Source organism: Streptomyces sp. NPDC091289 (assembly GCF_044757365.1).
GTDB lineage: Bacteria > Actinomycetota > Actinomycetes > Streptomycetales > Streptomycetaceae > Streptomyces.
This window is the reverse complement of the sequence record NZ_JBIVUT010000013.1, coordinates 11,655-29,245: the sequence shown is the minus strand read 5'-3', so window position 1 is coordinate 29,245 and position 17,591 is coordinate 11,655. Positions and strand designations below refer to the sequence as shown.

The 17,591-nt window shown below is 71.0% G+C and carries 17 protein-coding genes; 3 read left to right on the top strand and 14 right to left on the bottom strand.

Annotated features, from left to right (window positions below; all coding sequences use genetic code 11):
* The first annotated feature begins 209 nt into the window (after positions 1 to 209).
* Positions 210 to 1,829, top strand: coding sequence for a malate synthase A (gene aceB, locus ACIQPT_RS18655; protein ID WP_401156975.1), 1,620 nt, complete (start codon positions 210 to 212; stop codon positions 1,827 to 1,829).
* 77 nt (positions 1,830 to 1,906) lie between these two features.
* Here the strand turns inward: aceB and ACIQPT_RS18650 are convergent, their stop codons facing one another.
* The 4 genes from ACIQPT_RS18650 to ACIQPT_RS18635 all read right to left on the bottom strand — a co-directional run bounded on the left by ACIQPT_RS18650 (position 1,907) and on the right by ACIQPT_RS18635 (position 6,309).
* Complete coding sequence (locus tag ACIQPT_RS18650) at positions 1,907 to 3,265, bottom strand: hypothetical protein (protein ID WP_401156974.1); 1,359 nt, start codon at positions 3,263 to 3,265, stop codon at positions 1,907 to 1,909.
* A gap of 105 nt (positions 3,266 to 3,370) precedes the next feature.
* A complete protein-coding gene (locus tag ACIQPT_RS18645) occupies positions 3,371 to 4,903 on the bottom strand; it encodes a YfcC family protein (RefSeq protein WP_401156973.1) in 1,533 nt (510 codons plus the stop codon).
* Entirely contained in the window at positions 4,900 to 5,205 is a 306-nt protein-coding gene (locus ACIQPT_RS18640) for a hypothetical protein (RefSeq protein WP_401156972.1), read from the bottom strand. The genes ACIQPT_RS18645 and ACIQPT_RS18640 overlap by 4 nt, the downstream gene beginning before the upstream one ends.
* A 111-nt stretch (positions 5,206 to 5,316) precedes the next feature.
* Positions 5,317 to 6,309: a fibronectin type III domain-containing protein gene (locus ACIQPT_RS18635; protein WP_401156971.1), complete on the bottom strand. Its 993-nt coding sequence runs from the start codon at positions 6,307 to 6,309 to the stop codon at positions 5,317 to 5,319.
* A gap of 159 nt (positions 6,310 to 6,468) precedes the next feature.
* Here ACIQPT_RS18635 and ACIQPT_RS18630 point away from each other — a divergent pair, with 159 nt between their 5' ends.
* On the top strand, positions 6,469 to 7,086 hold the full coding sequence (locus tag ACIQPT_RS18630) for a TIGR03086 family metal-binding protein (protein ID WP_401156970.1): 618 nt from the start codon (positions 6,469 to 6,471) through the stop codon (positions 7,084 to 7,086).
* Positions 7,087 to 7,104: 18 nt separating this feature from the next.
* Here ACIQPT_RS18630 and ACIQPT_RS18625 read toward each other — a convergent pair whose 3' ends face one another.
* Positions 7,105 to 7,788, bottom strand: a complete 684-nt coding sequence (locus ACIQPT_RS18625; RefSeq protein WP_103532689.1) for an alpha/beta fold hydrolase — start codon at positions 7,786 to 7,788, stop codon at positions 7,105 to 7,107.
* Positions 7,789 to 7,853: 65 nt separating this feature from the next.
* Between ACIQPT_RS18625 and ACIQPT_RS18620 the strand changes: the two genes are divergently transcribed.
* Complete coding sequence (locus ACIQPT_RS18620; RefSeq protein WP_401156969.1) at positions 7,854 to 8,675, top strand: chitosanase; 822 nt, start codon at positions 7,854 to 7,856, stop codon at positions 8,673 to 8,675.
* A gap of 73 nt (positions 8,676 to 8,748) precedes the next feature.
* On the opposite strand, the gene ACIQPT_RS18615 is transcribed toward ACIQPT_RS18620, so the two are convergent.
* The 9 genes from ACIQPT_RS18615 to ACIQPT_RS18575 all read right to left on the bottom strand — a co-directional run bounded on the left by ACIQPT_RS18615 (position 8,749) and on the right by ACIQPT_RS18575 (position 17,493).
* On the bottom strand, positions 8,749 to 10,209 hold the full coding sequence (locus ACIQPT_RS18615; protein WP_401156968.1) for a nucleobase:cation symporter-2 family protein: 1,461 nt from the start codon (positions 10,207 to 10,209) through the stop codon (positions 8,749 to 8,751).
* Positions 10,210 to 10,504: 295 nt separating this feature from the next.
* On the bottom strand, positions 10,505 to 11,893 hold the full coding sequence (locus ACIQPT_RS18610) for an 8-oxoguanine deaminase (protein WP_401156967.1): 1,389 nt from the start codon (positions 11,891 to 11,893) through the stop codon (positions 10,505 to 10,507).
* Positions 11,894 to 11,938: 45 nt separating this feature from the next.
* Entirely contained in the window at positions 11,939 to 13,342 is a 1,404-nt protein-coding gene (locus ACIQPT_RS18605) for a nucleobase:cation symporter-2 family protein (protein WP_401156966.1), read from the bottom strand.
* A 68-nt stretch (positions 13,343 to 13,410) separates the two neighbouring features.
* Positions 13,411 to 14,334 (bottom strand): factor-independent urate hydroxylase, encoded by a 924-nt coding sequence (pucL, locus tag ACIQPT_RS18600; protein ID WP_329161286.1) that lies wholly within the window; start codon positions 14,332 to 14,334, stop codon positions 13,411 to 13,413.
* Positions 14,335 to 14,341: 7 nt separating this feature from the next.
* Entirely contained in the window at positions 14,342 to 14,731 is a 390-nt protein-coding gene (gene uraH, locus ACIQPT_RS18595) for a hydroxyisourate hydrolase (RefSeq protein ID WP_018514694.1), read from the bottom strand.
* Positions 14,732 to 14,751: 20 nt separating this feature from the next.
* On the bottom strand, positions 14,752 to 15,288 hold the full coding sequence (uraD, locus tag ACIQPT_RS18590; protein ID WP_401156965.1) for a 2-oxo-4-hydroxy-4-carboxy-5-ureidoimidazoline decarboxylase: 537 nt from the start codon (positions 15,286 to 15,288) through the stop codon (positions 14,752 to 14,754).
* Between the two features lie 164 nt (positions 15,289 to 15,452).
* Entirely contained in the window at positions 15,453 to 15,875 is a 423-nt protein-coding gene (locus ACIQPT_RS18585) for a helix-turn-helix domain-containing protein (RefSeq protein ID WP_401156964.1), read from the bottom strand.
* Positions 15,872 to 16,123 (bottom strand): thiamine-binding protein, encoded by a 252-nt coding sequence (locus tag ACIQPT_RS18580; RefSeq protein WP_401156963.1) that lies wholly within the window; start codon positions 16,121 to 16,123, stop codon positions 15,872 to 15,874. The genes ACIQPT_RS18585 and ACIQPT_RS18580 overlap by 4 nt, the downstream gene beginning before the upstream one ends.
* Positions 16,124 to 16,233: 110 nt before the next feature.
* Positions 16,234 to 17,493 (bottom strand): lactonase family protein, encoded by a 1,260-nt coding sequence (locus tag ACIQPT_RS18575; protein ID WP_401156962.1) that lies wholly within the window; start codon positions 17,491 to 17,493, stop codon positions 16,234 to 16,236.
* Positions 17,494 to 17,591: the final 98 nt, after the last annotated feature.

Genomic DNA, 17,591 nt, shown 5'->3' with positions numbered 1-17,591 from the left:
CGCCACCGGCCCATTTCTGTCGACCCGGAGAATCTCGACATCAACAAACCATTGAACTTCCACCATGAGGAAACTACTATCCACTGGTCAGAAGCCCTCTGAACCTCAGACGGCGCCCACGGCCGTATCTCGGAGCCATGGCACGCCGTGCCGTCTCAGGCGACCCGGCGGCCATGAGACGCCGCCGCCCGCTGAAGGAGTGACAGCTCATGTCCGCACCAGCGCCGTCCACGCTGGCCATCGTCGATGCCGAGCCCCTGCCCCGGCAGGAAGAGGTCCTGACCGACGCGGCCCTCGCGTTCGTGGCCGAACTGCACCGGCAGTTCACCCCGCGCCGCAATGAGCTGCTCGCCCGGCGCGGTGAGCGCCGCGCCGAGATCGCCCGCACCTCCACGCTGGACTTCCTGCCCGAGACGGCGGCGATCCGCGCGGACGACTCCTGGAAGGTCGCACCGGCTCCGGCCGCGCTGAACGACCGCCGGGTGGAGATCACCGGTCCGACCGACCGCAAGATGACCATCAACGCCCTGAACTCGGGCGCGAGGGTCTGGCTCGCCGACTTCGAGGACGCGTCCGCCCCCACGTGGGAGAACGTCGTCCTCGGCCAGCTCAACCTGACCGACGCCTACGAGCGCCGCATCGACTTCACCGACCCGAAGTCCGGCAAGTCGTACGCGCTGAAGTCCGCCGAGGACCTCGCCACGGTCGTCATGCGCCCGCGCGGCTGGCACCTGGAGGAGCGCCATCTCCAGCTGGACGGCGTCTCCGTGCCCGGCGCGCTGGTCGACTTCGGCCTCTACTTCTTCCACAACGCCCAGCGCCTGATCGACCTCGGCAAGGGGCCCTACTTCTACCTCCCCAAGACGGAGTCGCACCTGGAGGCCCGCCTCTGGAACGACATCTTCGTCTTCGCCCAGGACTACGTCTCCATCCCGCAGGGCACGGTCCGCGCCACCGTCCTGATCGAGACGATCACCGCCGCGTACGAGATGGAGGAGATCCTCTACGAGCTGCGCGACCACGCCGCCGGGCTCAACGCCGGCCGCTGGGACTACCTGTTCTCCATCGTCAAGAACTTCCGTGACGGCGGGGCCAAGTTCGTCCTCCCGGACCGCAACGCGGTGACGATGACCGCCCCGTTCATGCGGGCGTACACCGAACTCCTGGTCCGCACCTGCCACAAGCGCGGCGCGCACGCGATCGGCGGCATGGCCGCCTTCATCCCCTCGCGCCGCGACGCCGAGGTCAACAAGGTGGCCTTCGAGAAGGTCAAGGCGGACAAGGACCGCGAGGCGCACGACGGCTTCGACGGCTCCTGGGTCGCCCACCCCGACCTCGTCCCGATCGCCCTGGCCTCCTTCGACGCGGTCCTCGGCGAGAAGCCCAACCAGAAGGACCGGCTGCGCGAGGACGTCTCGGTGGCCCCCGGCGACCTGATCGCCATCGACACCCTCGACGCCAAGCCCACCTACGACGGCCTGCGCAACGCCGTCGCGGTCGGCATCCGCTACATCGAGGCCTGGCTGCGCGGCCTGGGCGCGGTCGCCATCTTCAACCTGATGGAGGACGCGGCCACCGCCGAGATCTCCCGCTCGCAGATCTGGCAGTGGATCAACGCGGACGTGGTCTTCGAGAACGGCGAACACGCCACGGCGGACCTGGCCCGCAAGGTCGCCGCCGAGGAACTGGCCGCGATCCGCGAGGAGATCGGCGAGGACACCTTCACCGCCGGCAAGTGGCAGCAGGCCCACGACCTCCTGCTCCAGGTCTCGCTGGACCAGGACTACGCGGACTTCCTGACGCTGCCCGCGTACGAGCAGCTGCGCTGACCCGTCACGACGTACGCGAGACACCACCGCCCCCGGCACCGCACAGCGCCGGGGGCGGTTCTCGTCTGCGGGCGGGTTCAGCCGCGGGTCCGATGCAGCGACAGATCCCACACCGGCTCCGACGTCCGGCCCGAGCCGGAGCCGCGCGACCGGGCCGCCAGTCCCGCGTACTCGTTCACGACCACCGGCGCGATGCCCGGATCGAGTTCGATGTCCTCCCCGCTGCGCGCGTCCAGGACCACCGGGCCCGAGGAGGTCTCGGCGTAGACCCGGCCGTGCCGGACGGCGGTGACGTCGGGGGCGATGCGACCGGCCGCGCTGTCGGGCAGCTCCCACAGGATCCTTCCGCTCGGGGCATCGAGCGCGAAGACCTCCTTCGGGGCCCTGCTCGCACCGGGGTGCGGGCCGCACACCACGACCGAGGTGCCGTCGTAACGGCAGTGCACGGGCCGCTTCTTGCCGGACAGCGGCCGCTGCTTGCCCGTCGCCGCGTCCACGAGGAGCAGCTGAGCGGTGGAGGTGACGAGGCCGCTGTGCGTCACCTTCGTCGTGATGATCCGGTCGGGCCCCGCGGGCGTCGTCCACTGCGCCTGGAGTTCGGGGTTCATGCCCGCGCTGCGCTCATAGGTGCGGTCCTGCCACACCGTTTCGCCGTCCTTCATGCTCACGGCCGTCAGCACCTTGTACTGCAGGCCGGTGTCGGCCTCCGCGCCCACCGCGTTTCCTCCGGCGACGGTGTACGCCTCGAAGCCCGCCTTCTTCCAGGTGGTCCTGGGCCGGTCGGGGTCGCTCAGGTCGACGCCGAAGGTCTCCCTGACCGCGTTGGGAGAGGAGGACCGCCGGTCGTGCACGCGCAGTGAGACCGCCACCGTGCCGTCCTGCGCGCCCACGACGCGTACGGCCGTGGACCGGCCCCGGTACGCGTCCGCCACCAGCGGGGTCTCCAGCCGGCTGCGCAGCTCGCCGGTGCCGGAGTCGACGACCAGGAGTTCGATGAGCTGCTGGGAGGCGGTGGTGCCACGGCCCTCCTTGGCCACGTGGTAGGGGACGAGGACGAGCGGCGGGCCGTCCGACCGCTCCAGTACGAACGGGGCCAGGGCGTCCTCCCGGTCCGTGTCCCAGTCGAACGCGCCCGCGTACACCCGCCCGGCCGGGTTCTCCGGCTTCAGGCGCGGCCCCGCCTCCTGTCCGGTGGCCACGTCCGTGATCCGGAGGTCCTCGACGCTCCGGGTGAAGAGATAGCGCCCGGCCAACACCGAATTCAGCCAGGGCCCGTACTGGGCGAGCCCATCGCCCGTGGCCTTCGCGGCGAACTTCACCGGCGCCTCGTACGCCTTCGCCTCCGGCTTCTCGGCGGGCTTCGACGCTGTGCTCCGGCCGTCCTTGCCGTCTTTCGGGGCACCGTCGTCCGCCTCCCCCGTACTGCATCCCGTCACGGCCAGAATTCCCACAACCAGCAGACCGGACAAGCCACTTCGTGCGCCTCGCATCTCCCCGCCCCTCTCGGACCACGACCGATGATCCAGAGTAGACGAGGCCCCTCACGTCCACACCGCCCCCAGCGCCACGAACCCGCAGATCAGAGCGGACAGGATGGCCAGCAACGGCCAGACGAACCGGAGGTACGTGTCGTAGCTGACCTTCGCCAGCGCCACCCCGCCGATGGTGACCGCCGTCGTCGGGACCCAGAGGTTCATCCAGCCGCTCGCCGCCTGCCAGGCCGTGACGACCACGGCGCGGGAGACGCCCGCGAAGTCGGCGAGCGGGGCCAGGATCGGCATCGCCAGGGTGGCGTGGCCGGAGGTGGAGGGGATGAGGAAGGCGAGGGGCAGATTGACGATGAAGACGAAGACCGCGAAGAGCGCCGAGGAGGTGCCCGAGACCACGCCCTCGATCGAGTGCAACACGGTGTCGGTGATCTGCGAGTTGTTCATGATGACCGTGACACCGCGGGCGAGCACGATGACCAGGGCCGGGGAGATGAAGTCGGCCGCGCCCTGGATGATCGTCGCGCTGAGCCGCTGCTCGCCGAACCGGGCGACGACGCCCACCAGGACCGCCGCGACCAGGAACAGGGCCGCCAGATGGGGGAAGGACCAGCCGAGTTCGAAGCCGTACGGGGTGGCGTCGGCGTCGCCGGTGAGGGCGCTGGACCAGGGGACGACCGAGAAGATCATGAAGGCGAAGACCAGGCCGACCAGGACCAGGACGATCTGGTGCAGCCGCGTCAGCTCCGGGGGTTCGTCCGCGTCCGCCGCGTTGTGTTCGCGGTCGCCGGGGAGGAAGCCGGAGAGCGAGCGGTCGGGGTTCTCGCGGACGCGGCCCGCGTACCGGACGACGTAGGCGATGGTCACCGCCGTCAGGGCCACCCACATGATCGCGCGCAGCACGATGCCGTCACCGAGCGAGATATCGGCGGCCGAGGAGGCGACTCCGGTGGCGAAGGGGTTCACCGTCGAGCAGAGCACGCCGATGCCCGCGCCCAGGATGATCGTGCCGACGGCCACCATGCGGTCGTAGCCGAGGGCCAGCATCAGCGGGATGATCAGGCCGTAGAAGCCGAGCGTCTCCTCCGCGAAGCCCTCGACCGTGCCGAGCAGGGCGAAGACCAGCATCACCCCGGCGATGAGCAGCGCTCCCCGGTCGCGCAGCCGGTGTGCGAGGCGGCCGATGCCCCGGTCCAGGGCTCCGGTGGCGAACACCACGGTGATGAACGCGCCGATGGCCAGCACGAACAGGAACACGCCAGCGCTGCCGTACAGTTCGCCGGCCAGGTCGGGGCCGACCTCGCCCGTCTTCGCGTCCTGGACGCCGTAGAGGCCGTTGACCGGGGAGAGGAAGAGGTCGTTGAGGCGGTCGACGAAGCTCTGGCCGGAGTCGACCCGGTGGTACGTGCCCTGGACGGGCGCGCCGTCCTCGTTGCGTTCGTAGGCGCCGGACGGGATCAGAAAGGCCAGGGCCCAGACGGCCAGCGTGACGACCGCGAGGATCGTCAGCGCGCTGGGGAAGGTGAACTTCTTCCTGGCCGGGGGCTCTTCCTCCGGCGCCGGTCTCGTGTCCGCCGCGCTGCTCATGCGCCGCCCCCTGCGGCAGCGGCGCGCTTCGCGGTGTCGCCGTACGTCTTCGCGTACTCCCTCGGGAACGCGGCCTCCGCGATCACCGCCGAGCGCGGCTCCGTGAAGTGGACCCGCTCGTTCGGGGCGTGCGGAACCGCCTTGGGGTTCAGCTTGGCGCGGGCCTGCCGGACGGGCTCGGGCGGGAAGCCCGGGAAGGCGATGGAGGGGATGGAGGGGGTGGCCGTCGGCCGTTCCAGGTCGGCGACCAGCCCGTCCATCAGCGCGTCGGCCCGTGTGCTCAGGCCGTCTCCCCGGTCCATGGTGCTGCCCCTTCGCTCCTCTTGCCCTTCGGCCCGCTGCCCCTTCCGGGATCAATGGACCACAAGGTGCGAGGAGCCGCACGCCAGGGGAGGCGGATGCCGCGACGGGTGTCAGTCCGTCAGGACGACCGTGGGCTGGGCCGAGAAGTCGCCCCACTTGCCGTCCGGAAGCTTGGCCCGGAGCTTCACCGAATAGCGGGTTCCCGCCGGGTCCGGGAGGTTCAGCCGGTAGGTGGCCCGGCCCTTCGGAGGCGTGCCGCCCCAGACGATGGTGGTGGTCAGTTTGCCGTTCAGGTAGAGCTGGTAGGCGGGGATCACTCCGCCCGTCTCGGGCTGGTCCCAGGACAGATCGAGGGTGAACTCGGCACCCTCCTTGCCGACCTCGGTGCGCAGACCGGTGGGGGCGGTGCTCGCGGGGGCGCCGGCCGCCCGGGCGGTGGTGAGGTCGACGGCGTTGCTGTCGGGCGAGGACTTGTCGGAGGCGTCCCGGGCCCGGACGGTGAAGGTGTAGACGGTCCCGGGGCGCAGGCCCGTCACCTTCGCCGTGGTCGCGGTGCCCGGCACGCTGTGGATCCGGGAGCCCTCCTGGTAGATGTCGTACGAGGTGACCCCGACGTCGTCCTTGGCCGGCTGCCAGGTCAGGGTGGCCGCGCGGCCGCCCTCGGCGGTTCCGGCCAGCTTCGCGGGGACGGTGGGGGGCGTGTCGTCCTTGGGCGGGGTGGCCTGTGTGGTGACGGGTATGGCCTTGCTGGGCGCGGAGAGGTTTCCGGCGGCGTCCTTGGACCGGACCGTGAAGGTGTAGTCCGTCGCGGCCTTCAGCCCGTCCACGTCGATCATGTGCTTCGTCGCCGGAACGGATCTGACCTTGGTCTTCGCCCGGTAGACCTCGTATCCGGCGATCGCCTTGTTGTCGGATGCGGGGTCCCACATGACGTGCACCGAGGTGGAACTGCTGGCCTGAGCGGTCACGCCCTCAGGGGTGCTGGGGGGCTGCGTATCGGCTTCGGCGGTGCCGCCGCAGGCGGTGAGCGTGGCGAGGAGCAGAGCGGCGGAACAGGTCAACGCGGCAGATATGTGGGGGCGTTGCACGGGGGTGCCTTCCATCCGGACAGCAATGGTCCAGACCTGTATGACATGGCGCGGGGGCCTCCGACAAGAGTCCGGCCGGGAACCTTCCGCTATATGCCGGGTTGCGCCACCCGTCGCGCGGGCCGGGCGAGCCTCCGGCCGATGAGTTTTCGGTGGTGGAGGGGTCTTCCCTGTATGGACACCTATGAGACCTCCGCGCCGGATGCCGCCGGCCTTCCCGACCTGGAGCCGGCCGCCCGGCGGATCGCCGGGCTGCTCGGTTCGGTCGACGACGGGGGGCTGGACGGCCCCACCCCCTGCCCCGACTACGCCGTACGGGAGCTGCTCGGCCACCTCACCGGGCTGACCGCCGCCTTCCGCGACGCCGCCCGCAAGGATCTCGGCGCGAGCACCGCCGTCTCCCCGGACGCCGCGCTCCCCGTCCTCGACGACGACTGGCGTGAGGCGTTGCCCCGGCAACTGGAGGAGGTGGCCGTGGCCTGGCGCTCCCCCGACGCCTGGACCGGCATGACCCGGGCCGGCGGAGTGGAGCTGCCCGGCGAGGTGGCCGGGGCCGTCGCGCTCAATGAGCTCGTCGTCCACGGCTGGGACCTGGCCCGCTCGACGGGTCAGCCGTACGCGGCCGGGGAGGCCGAGCTGCGGTCCTGCGCGGTCCTGCTCGCCCCGGACGAGGACGATCCGGACCGCGGTGGGATCTTCGGGCCGCCCGTCCCCGTGCCGGACGACGCCCCGCTGCTCGACCGGGTGATCGGCCTCAGCGGCCGCCGTCCGGACTGGCGGCCGGAGGGCTGAGCGTGGCCGGGACACGGCTCAGCTGGTGAAGAACTCCGTGATGTGCGCGGCCACCTGGTCCGCCCGGGTCTCGTGCATCCGGTGGCCGCCCGGGACCGTGATCAGCCGGCAGTCCGGGATCAGGGAGGCCACGTCCGCCTGGCGGTGCTGCTCCATCGCGCTCTCCGGCCCCCCGCTGATGATCATCGTCGGGGACACGATGTCGCCGAGGCCCTCGTCCGCGTCCGGTCCGGGGTCGGCGAGCTGGTCCCGTACGGCGGGCACCGCGTTCTCGTCGTAGTCCACCGGGCCCTCGGCCCGCCCCGCCGGACCCGGGTCGCCGGGGAACGGGGCCGGGGTCTCCACCAGCACCAGCCGCTCCACCCGGTCGGAGTGCTCCTGCGCCAGCAGCCGGGCGACGACACCGCCCATGCCGTGGCCGACGAGGCCGACCCGGTCCAGTTCCAGTTCGTCGAGGAAGCCGACGACGTCCTCGACCATCAGGTCCAGGCCGTAGTCGTCGGGCCAGTCGCTCTCACCGTGGCCGCGCAGGTCCAGGGCGAAGACCCGCCATTCCTGGCCCAGCAGGGTGCCGGCCGCCTCCCAGTTCGCGGCCGAACCGCCGAGGCCGTGCAGCAGCACGACGGGCGAGCCGAACGCATCGCCCCAGGTCCGGTACGCGAGGCGCACATCGCCGACATCCACAACAGACTGATCTTCCATGCCCCTGACGCTACAGCCGACGGGCGGCCGTCCGCTCCGGGGCCCCGGCCTGGCAGGCTGGGCGGGTGAAGCACTTCGTCCGGGCCCTGCGCCTGCCCCTCGCCGCCACGCTCCTCACGGCCGCCGCCCTGGCCGGATGTTCCGGATCCGCGCCCGACGCCGCGGACGCGGGGCTGAACGACCCGGCGAAGAAGCGGATCGCGATGCGACTGGTCTCCAGCGCGGAGAACTCCTCGCTGGACTGGGAGGCGCAGTACCCGTACATCGAGGACATCGGGGACAGCCGGGGGTACACGGCGGGCATCATCGGGTTCTGTTCCGGCACCGGTGACATGACGGAGGTCGTGGAGCGGTACGCGAAGGCGCGCCCCGGCAATCCGCTGGAGCGGTTCCTTCCGGCGCTGCGCGCGGTGGAGGGCAGCGACGCGCACACCGGGCTCGGTGGGCCGTTCACCCGGGCCTGGGCGAAGGCGGCCGAGGACCCCGCCTTCCGCGCGGCGCAGGACGCGGAGCGCGACGCCCTGTACTTCGGGCCGGCGGTGGGGCGGGCCGAGAAGGACGGGCTCGGCGCGCTCGGGCAGTTCATCTACTACGACGCGTACGTGATGCACGGCGAGGGCGACACGGAGGGCTCGGTCGGGTTCCGCACGATGCGCCGCGATGCGATGGCGGCGGCCCGGACGCCCGCGCGGGGCGGCGACGAGAAGGCGTATCTGAACGCGTTCCTCGACGCCCGGGTCGCCGCGATCGGCAAGGAGACCTCGCACACCGACACCAGCCGGGTGGAGACCGCCCAGCGGGTCTTCGTACGGGAGGGGAAGCTCGGACTGGAGACGCCGTTGCGGTGGAAGGTGTACGGGGACGCCTACCGGATCGAGAAGGGCTGACGCCGCCGGAGCCGGAACACGGCCGAAGCCCCGTGCGGGGGCACGGGGCTTCACCGGGCTGCGAGCGGATACGTCAGTGGACGCCGACCCCCGTGGCGGCCGGCACCACGTGCTCGCCGTTCGCCTGCTCCTCGTCCTCCGCGTCGGGCTTGCGGCCGAAGTGGTTGAAGGCGAGGTTCAGCACGATCGCCACCACGCAGCCGGTGGAGATGCCCGAGTCGAGGACGACCAGCAGGTCCTCGGGGAAGGCGTGGTAGAACTGCGGCGCGGCGATCGGGATCAGACCGATGCCGACGGCCGCCGCCACGATCAGGGCGTTCTCGCCCTTCTCCAGGGCGGCGGTGGCCAGGGTCTGGATGCCGCTGGCCGCCACCGTGCCGAACAGGACGATGCCCGCGCCGCCGAGCACCGGCAGCGGTACGAGCGCGATGACCGAGGCGGCGACCGGGACCAGTCCGAGGACGATCAGGATCGCGCCGCCCACCGCGACGACGAAGCGGCTGCGGATCTTGGTCATGGCGACGAGGCCGACGTTCTGGGCGAAGGCGCTGCACATGAACCCGTTGAAGAGCGGGCTGATGGCGCTGCCGAGGGTGTCGGCGCGCAGACCGCCCTCGATGATCTTCTCGTCGGCCGGGCGGCCGACGATCTTGCCGAGGGCCAGCATGTCCGCGGTGGACTCGGTCATACAGACCAGCATCACGATGCACATGGAGATGATGGCGGCGATCTCGAACTGCGGGGCGCCGAAGGCGAACGGCGTCGGGAAGCCCACGACATCCGCGTCCTTGATGGCGCCGAAGTCGGTGATGCCGGCCGGGATGGCGATCAGGGTGCCGATGACCAGACCGAGCAGGATCGCGATCTGCTGGAGGAAGCCCCGCAGCAGCTTGCGCATGGCCAGCACGATCACCAGGGTCACGGCGGCCATGGTGATGTTGGTCATCGAACCGTAGTCGTCCGCCGTGGCGTTGCCGCCCTGGGACCAGTTGAAGGCGACCGGGAGGAGCGATATGCCGATCAGCGTGATCACGGTGCCGGTGACGACGGGCGGGAAGAAGCGGACCAGTTTGCCGAAGTACGGGGCGACGAAGAAGCCGAGCAGGCTCGCGACGATGATCGCGCCGAAGATGACGGCTATCCCGTCGTGCCCCCGGTCCTTGCCTATCGCGATCATCGGGGCGACACCGGCGAACGAGACGCCGTTGACGAAGGGCAGCCGGGCGCCGACCTTCCAGAAGCCGATGGTCTGGAGGAGCGTGGCGATCCCCGCGGTGAACAGGCTCGCCCCCATCAGGAAGGCGGTCTCCTTGGCGGTGAGACCGACGGCCGGCCCCACGATGAGCGGCGGGGCCACCACGCCCGCGTACATGGCGGCCACGTGCTGGAGGCCGCTGGTGAACATCTTCAGGGGAGGGAGGGTTTCGTCGACCGGGTGTTTCCGGTCGGCTCCCGCTTCTTCTGCGGCGGCGTCGGCCGTCGCGTCGGGGGCGGCTGCATCTGCGTCTTTGCGAAACCTGGGCTCAGCGGCCACGGCGGTTCCTCCGGTCGGTTACACGTCGTCGGCGACGTGGGGTTCAGGGAGGTGGTGCGTAAGTGGTGCGGCGGTGCGGCTCTCTCAGGTGGTGCAGGTCGTGCAGGTGGTGCAGAGGGGGGTGCGGGGGGGGCTCGCACGGGGGTGTGTGCGGGCAGCGTTCTTCACCGGTCCGGCGGGCGCGCACCATGGGGTGCGCGTCCGCCGGACCGGCTGCCGTGGACCCCGCTCGGGTCCACGGCGGCCGGTCTCGGGCCGTCCCCCTCGACCGGCCGGTCGGGGATACCGCGCGGGATCAGGCCCCGGCGGCGATCTGCGCGAGGCGGCGGGCCTCGTCGCGGGTGACGCGGGCGATGGCGTCCTCGTCCACCGTGGTGAGGTGGTTGCCCTCGACGACCGGCTTGCCGTCGACGAGGGAGAGGGTCACCGGGGCGGCCGCGCCGAAGATGAGCGCGGTCACCGGGTCGGCGATCGAGGAGTGGGCCAGGGTGTCCAGCTTCCACAGGACGAGGTCGGCGAGCTTGCCGGCCTCCAGGGAGCCGATCTGGTCGGCGCGGCCCAGGACCTGGGCCCCGCCGAAGGTCCCGAGGCGCAGGGCCTGACGGGCGTTCAGGGCGGCCTCGCGGTGGGCGCCGAGGCGGTTGATGAGGAGCGCGTTGCGCAGCTCGGTGTGGAGTTCGCCGGACTCGTTGGAGGCGGTGCCGTCCACGCCGAGGCCTACAGGTACGCCGGCGGCGAGCATGTCGGGGACCCGGGCGATGCCGGCGGCGAGGCGGGCGTTGGAGGACGGGCAGTGGGCGACGCCGGTTCCCGTACGGGCGAAGGCGGCGATGTCGGAGTCGTTCATGTGGACGCAGTGCGCCATCCACACATCGTTGCCGAGCCAGCCGGTGGACTCGAAGTAGTCGGTCGGGCCCATCCCGAACAGCTCCTTGCAGAACTGCTCCTCCTCGACGGTCTCCGAACCGTGCGTGTGCAGCCGTACGTTCTTACGGCGGGCCAACTCGGCGCCCTGGCGCATCAGTTCGGTGGAGACCGAGAACGGCGAGCAGGGCGCGACGGCGATCTGTGTCATCGCGTCGAAGGAGGCGTCGTGGTGGGCGTCGATCGTCGCCTCGGTGGCGGCGAGCGCGCCCTCCAGGGTCTCGACGGCGAAGTCCGGCGGCAGGCCGCCGTCCTTCTCGCTGCGGTCCATGGAGCCCCGGGCGAGGGTGAACCGTACGCCCATCTCGCGGGCGGCCCCGATGATCGCGCCGGACAGGTCGCCGGAGCCCTTCGGGAAGACGTAGTGGTGGTCCATGGCGGTGGTGACGCCGCCCCGGGCCAGCATGGCCAGCGAGCCCTGCGCGGCGGCGCGGGCCATCGGCTCGTCGATGCGCGCCCAGGTCGGGTAGAGGGCGACCAGCCAGTTGAAGAGGTTGTGGTCGGTGGCCAGGCCCCGGGTGATCCACTGGTAGAAGTGGTGGTGGGTGTTGACCAGGCCGGGCGTCGCGAGGTGCCCGGTGCCGTCGATGCGGCGGACGACTCCGGCCAGGCCCTCCGGCGCCTTGCCGGCGCCGACGGACTCGATGCGGTTGTCCGCCACGACGATGTACCCGGACGCGTACTCCGTGTCGTGGGCGTCGACGGTGGCGATCGAACAGTTCTCGATGATGATGCGCTGAGGGTCTGCCGAAGCTGCCATGGTGCTTCCTTCTTCTCTCTGTGGCGATGTGGGCACGGCAGGACCCTAGGAGGATTTGAGTGCCACAGCGGTGCGGCTGTGGGTGCCGAGATGGTGGAAGAACAGGTTGAGCACGACCGCGACCAGTGCTCCCGCGCTGATCCCGGAGCCGAGGACGGTCTGCGCCCAGGCCGGGAATCCGGCGTAGAAGGTGGGCGCGGCGAGCGGGATGATGCCCGCGCCGAGGGCGACGGCCACCAGGATGATGTTGGAGCTGTCGTCCAGGCCGGCCTCGGAGAGCGTACGGATGCCGCTGACCGCGATGGAGCCGAAGAGGACGATGCCGGCGCCGCCGAGGACGGGCATCGGGACGAGCGAGACGACCGCGCCGAGCACCGGGAAGGCGCCGAGGACCAGCAGGGCGCCGCCCGCCGCGGCGACGACGTACCGGCTGCGTACGCGGGTCAGCGAGACGACGCCGACGTTCTGGGCGAAGGCGCTGGTCGGGAATCCGCCGAAGACCGGGCCGAGCAGGGTGGCGATGCCGTCCGTCCGCAGGCCCCGGGTGATCGTGCGGCCGTCGGTGCGGCGGTCGCAGATCTCGCCGAGGGCCAGCATCCCGGCCGAGGACTCCGTCATCAGGACGAGCATGACGATGCAGAGCGAGAGGATCGCGGCGGGGTGGAACTCCGGCGCGCCGAAAGCGAAGGGGGTCGGCAGGGCGGCGAGCGGTGCGGACTTCAGCGCGGAGAAGTCGGCGAGTCCGAACGGGATCGCGGCCAGCGTGCCGACGAACATGCCCATGAGCAGGGCCACTTGCTTGAGGAAGCCGCGGCCGAACCGCTGGATGAGCAGGATGACGACGAGCGTGAAGGCGGCCAGCGCCAGGTACTTCATGGCGCCGAAGTCGGCGGCGGTGGCGTCGCCGCCCTGCGCCCAGGCGACCGGGACCGGCATGAGGGTGACGCCGATGAGGGTGATGACCACGCCGGTGACGAGCGGCGGGAAGAAGCGCAGCAGTCGGCCGAAGAAGGGGCCGACCGTCAGACAGAAGACGCCGGCGACGAGCACCGCTCCGTAGATCGCGGGGAGTTGGTGGCCCGGTGCGCTGGTCTCGGCGATGGCGAGCATCGGCGCGATCCCGGCGGAGGAGGCGGCGTTGACGAAGGGGAGCCGGTTGCCGGCGAAGCGGCCGAGGCCGACGGTCTGCAGGATGGTGGCGAGTCCGGCGATCAGGAGGCTCGCGGCGATGAGCCGGGTCATGCCGGCGGCGTCCAGGCCGACGGCCTGGCCGATGATCAGCGGAGGGGTGACGACGCCCGCGTACATGGCGGCGATGTGCTGGAGTGCGGCGGGGACGAGCCGCGCGGGAGGAAGCTTCTCGTCGACCGGGTGAACCGCCGTGTCGGCGGCGGTGGTCGGTGAGGTGGTACACGGGCCTTCTGCCGGCCCCGTTGCAGGCTGTGCCATGGATGTTCCCTCCGGGATGACCGGCCCCCGCCCGTCTGTGGCCGGGCGGGGGCCGGTTCAGTGCCGCGTCAGAGGTTGGTCATGTCGACCGGGATCTTCGGCTCGACGCCGTCCCGGAGAACGGTGGCCTCGATCAGACCGTAGGGACGGTCCGCCGCGAAGTAGACCTCATTGTCGTTCTTGAGGCCGAACGGTTCGAGGTCCACCAGGAAGTGGTGGTTGTTCGGCAGCGAGAAGCGGATCTCGTCGATCTCGCTGCGGCTGTTGATGATGCGCGAACCCATCTGGTACAGGGTCTGCTGGAGCGAGAGGGAGTACGTCTCGGCGAAGGCGTGGAGCATGTGCTTGCGCGCCTGCTCGTAGGACTTCTCCCAGTTCGGCATGCGCTGCTCGTCGCTGGTCCAGTTGTAGCGCCAGCGGGCCGAGACGTCCGTCGCCAGGATGCGGTCGTACGCCTCCTTGAGCGTCGTGTACCGGTCCTTGACGTAGCCCCAGAACTCGGAGTTGGTCGAGTTCATCACCGTGAGGTCCTTGAGACCCGAGATGACTTCCCAGTTCTCGCCGTCGTAGGTGATCTGGGAGACGCGGGTCTCCTGGCCCTTGCGGACGAAGGAGTGCTTGACCTCGTCGGCCCCGATGAACTTCGAGTTGCCGTCGGAGGTCGCGATGCGCTCCCAGCTGTACTCCTCGATCCGGATCCGGGCGCGGTGGATCGGCTCCTGCGAGGAGACGAAGTGCCGGGCGAGGTGGATGCCGAACTGCTCGGCGGACTCGATCCCGTGCTCCTTGGCGAACGCGAACACCGTGTTCTTGGTGGTGTCGGTCGGCAGGACGTTGGCGTTGGAGCCGGAGTAGTGCACGTCGTCCATGTCGCCGGAGAGGGCGACCGAGACGTTCAGGTCCTTGATGTGGTGGGTGTCGCCGTCCCGCACGATCTTGACGACGCGGTTCTCTGCTTTGCCGTACTGGTTCTGGCCGAGAATCGTGGGCATGTCGGTGCTAGCTCCCTCGGTAAACGGAGTAGCCGAACGGGTTGAGCAGCAGCGGTACGTGATAGTGCTCGCCCGGGACGACCGCGAACGCGATGGTCACCTCCGGGAAGAACGCGCCGCTGTCCCTTACGCGGGGGGCGTCCTGCTGCGCCTCGGCTTGCTTCTTGGAAAAGTACGTCTCGGTGTCGAAGTCGAGACGCACATGGGTCGTTCCCTCCGGCAGTGCCGGGAGGTCCTTGCAGCGCCCGTCCGCATCGGTCGCGGACGCTCCGAGCGTCACGTACGGCGCGTCGCTTCCGCTGCGGGCGGCGAGCGAGACGGCGACGGACGCGGCGGGGCGGCCGATGCTGGTGTCCAGGATGTGGGTGGACACCGATGCGGTCGTGTCGGTACTCAAGACCGTCACTCTCCTAGATCTCAAGAGTCCTGTGCGGAAGCGCCCTCTGCGAGGGTCTCCGTCACGAGACGGGTCAGCCGGATGCGGTTGATCTTGCCCAGTTCGGTGCGCACGATCTCCTGCTCCTGCTCGGGCGAGTTCCCGATCCGGGACTTCACCGCGTCGCGCATCTGCTCACCGGTGGCGCCGGTGGCGCAGATCAGGAAGACATGTCCGAACCGTTCCTGGTAGGCCAGGTTCAGTTCGAGCATCTCGGTCTTGAGCTCCTCGGAGGCGCCGGCCATCCCCCGCTGCTCGCGGGAGGAGGTCGGGTCGCCGGGCTTCGGGCGGCCGATCGGCGGGTGGCCGGCCATCGCTTCGGCCAGATCCGCCGCGGTGAGCTGCGCCATGGCGGCGTCGCTCGCGGCGAGCAGGGCTTCTTCGGTGGTGTACGGACGCCCGGCGAGGATGGTGTTTCCCCAGGTCGCACTGGCACACACCTCGTGCAGTGCGGGAGTGGCCTCGCCGTCCGCCAGGGTGTTGAACCGGGTGAGGCCCGGTGTGGAGCTCGAAGTCACGGGAGCCTCCGTGGCTGTTTTTCGCTGTGCGTTGTTCGGGCTGCGGATAGCTAACGCCCTCCGCAACACGACGTCAACACTTTGTTGAAATCTCGCGAACGAAGAAAGCCGCCGTCCCGGCATGCGGACGGCGGCTTTCCTGTGTGTTCGGCGGGTTCGGCCAACTACTCACCCTTGGCCGAATGTTCCCGGTTCAGATAGTTGTACACGGTGAACCGGGAGACGCCCAGGGCGCCGGCCACGGTCTCCACGCCATGCCGTACGGAGAAGGCACCGCGTGCCTCCAGCGTCCGGACGACGCCCTGCTTGGCCTTGCGGTCCAGGTCGGCGAGCGGCATCCCGTGCCGTCGCTCCATCGCGGCGAGGATGTGGTCCAGCGAGTCGGAAAGCTGGGGCAGGCGTACGGCTATGACGTCCCGGCCCTCCCAGGCGAGCACCACGTCGTCCGGCTGGGCCTGCTCGGGGACCAGCAGCTCGGCGCCCATCGCGTCGACGAGCGGCTTGACGGCGGAGACGAGGGGATGATCGGCCGTTGCCGAGGTGTTATCGGCGGCTGCCGTCGGGGGGTGATCGACGGAATCGGTCATGACACGTCCCCCTCGATCACGTTCACCTGGAGCGAGACCCGGGTGGCGCCCGAGGCCAGGGACTGGCGCAGCAGCGCGTCCACGGCGGTGAGCACCTCGTCCGCGCCCCCTTCCGCGGTGTTGCCGAAGGGGCCGACGTCGACGGCGTCCAGCTCGGCGGCCTGGATCACCTCGCGGGCCACCACCGCGTGGGTGGGCGCCTCGTCGAGATCGAACGGCTCGGTGGTGAATTCCACCCTCAAGCGCACTGTGCCTCCATGGTGTCCTCGCCCCGGGTGCGGGCTCCCGCGGCTCGGCCACGACTGTAACCGCTGGACGGGGCCCCGCTCCGGTGCGCGCGGGGCCCCGCCGGCGGTGGTCACGGGAGCGGCAGCACACAGACCGCGACCGGTGCCGGGAAGGGGTCGCCCGCGCCGGTCAGGGTGCCGTCGGGGCCGACCTCGAAGACGGTCACGGTGGAGGAGCGCTGGTTGGCGGCGAAGAGCAGGGCGCTGTCCGGGGACAGGGCGAGCTGGCGGGGCCAGTCACCGCCGACGGGCACGGTGTCCAGCAGCCGCAGGGCCGCCCCGTCGTCCTCGACGGCGTAACGGGTGAGGCTGTTGTGGCCCCGGTTGGCGAGGTAGACGTACGCCCCGTCGCCGGTGACCACCGGCTGGGCGGGGTAGCTGGTGCCGGATCCCGTACCGGTGGACTGCCCGGGGCCCGGGGTGAGGGCGCCGGTGGCGGGGTCGTACGCGCAGACGACCAGGGTGTCGTCCAGCTCGCAGGCCAGGTAGGCGAAGCGCCCGCCGGGGTGGAAGGCCAGGTGGCGGGGGCCGGATCCGGGTGCGAGGGCGGCGCGGGAGACCTCGGTGAGCGTCCCGGCGCTCTCGTCCAGCGTGTACGTGTACACGGCGTCGGTGCCCAGGTCGACGGCGAGGACGTGGCCGCCGTCGGGCGAGGTGACGATCTGGTGGGCGTGCGGTCCGCCCTGGCCGGGGCCGGGCGGCGGTGAGCTGTGGGTGACCAGGTCGGTGCGCTCCCCCAGCGATCCGTCCGCCGCGATCGGGTGCACGGCGACGCTGCCGGAGGTGTAGTTCGCGCTCAGCAGCCAGTCCCCGGACGGGTGGACGGAGAGGTGGGTGGGGCCGGAGCCGCCGGTGGGGCGGCTGCCGAGCACCTCGTACGTCCCGTCCGGCGCGAGCGCCACGGCGGTGACCGCGCCCGCGTCCTGCTCGGCGACCGCGTAGACGGTGGTGCCGGAGGGGTGGAGGGCCAGGTAGGAGGGGTTCTCGACGCCGTTGATCACCGGTCCGGGGGTGATCGCACCCGTCCCGGTGTCGTACGCGGCGGTGCCGATGCCCGTGCCGCCGCCCGCCTCGGAGGTGTACGTGCCGAGGAGCAGCGGGCGGGTGGCGCGCGGGGCGGCGGTCCGGGCGGGCGCGGGAGCCGGACGGCTCCCGGCATGGGCGGGGGTGGCGAGCGCGGGGGCGGCGGCCAGGGCGGCTCCCGCCAGCAGACCGCCGAGGAGACCCCGGCGGCTGGGGACGCCGGGGGTGGGGGGACCGTCGGCGGACGCGGGGCCGGGGTGGGAGCGGCCAGGGCCGGGAACAGGGTTCGGGCGGGGGGCTGGGTTCATGCGAGGCACCTCGTGTGGGGGTCGGCTGCTTCGGATGCGTCCGCCACCCTGGCCCGCCGACGCCCTCCAGGCAAGAGGTGCAACACGAGTTGCACGCT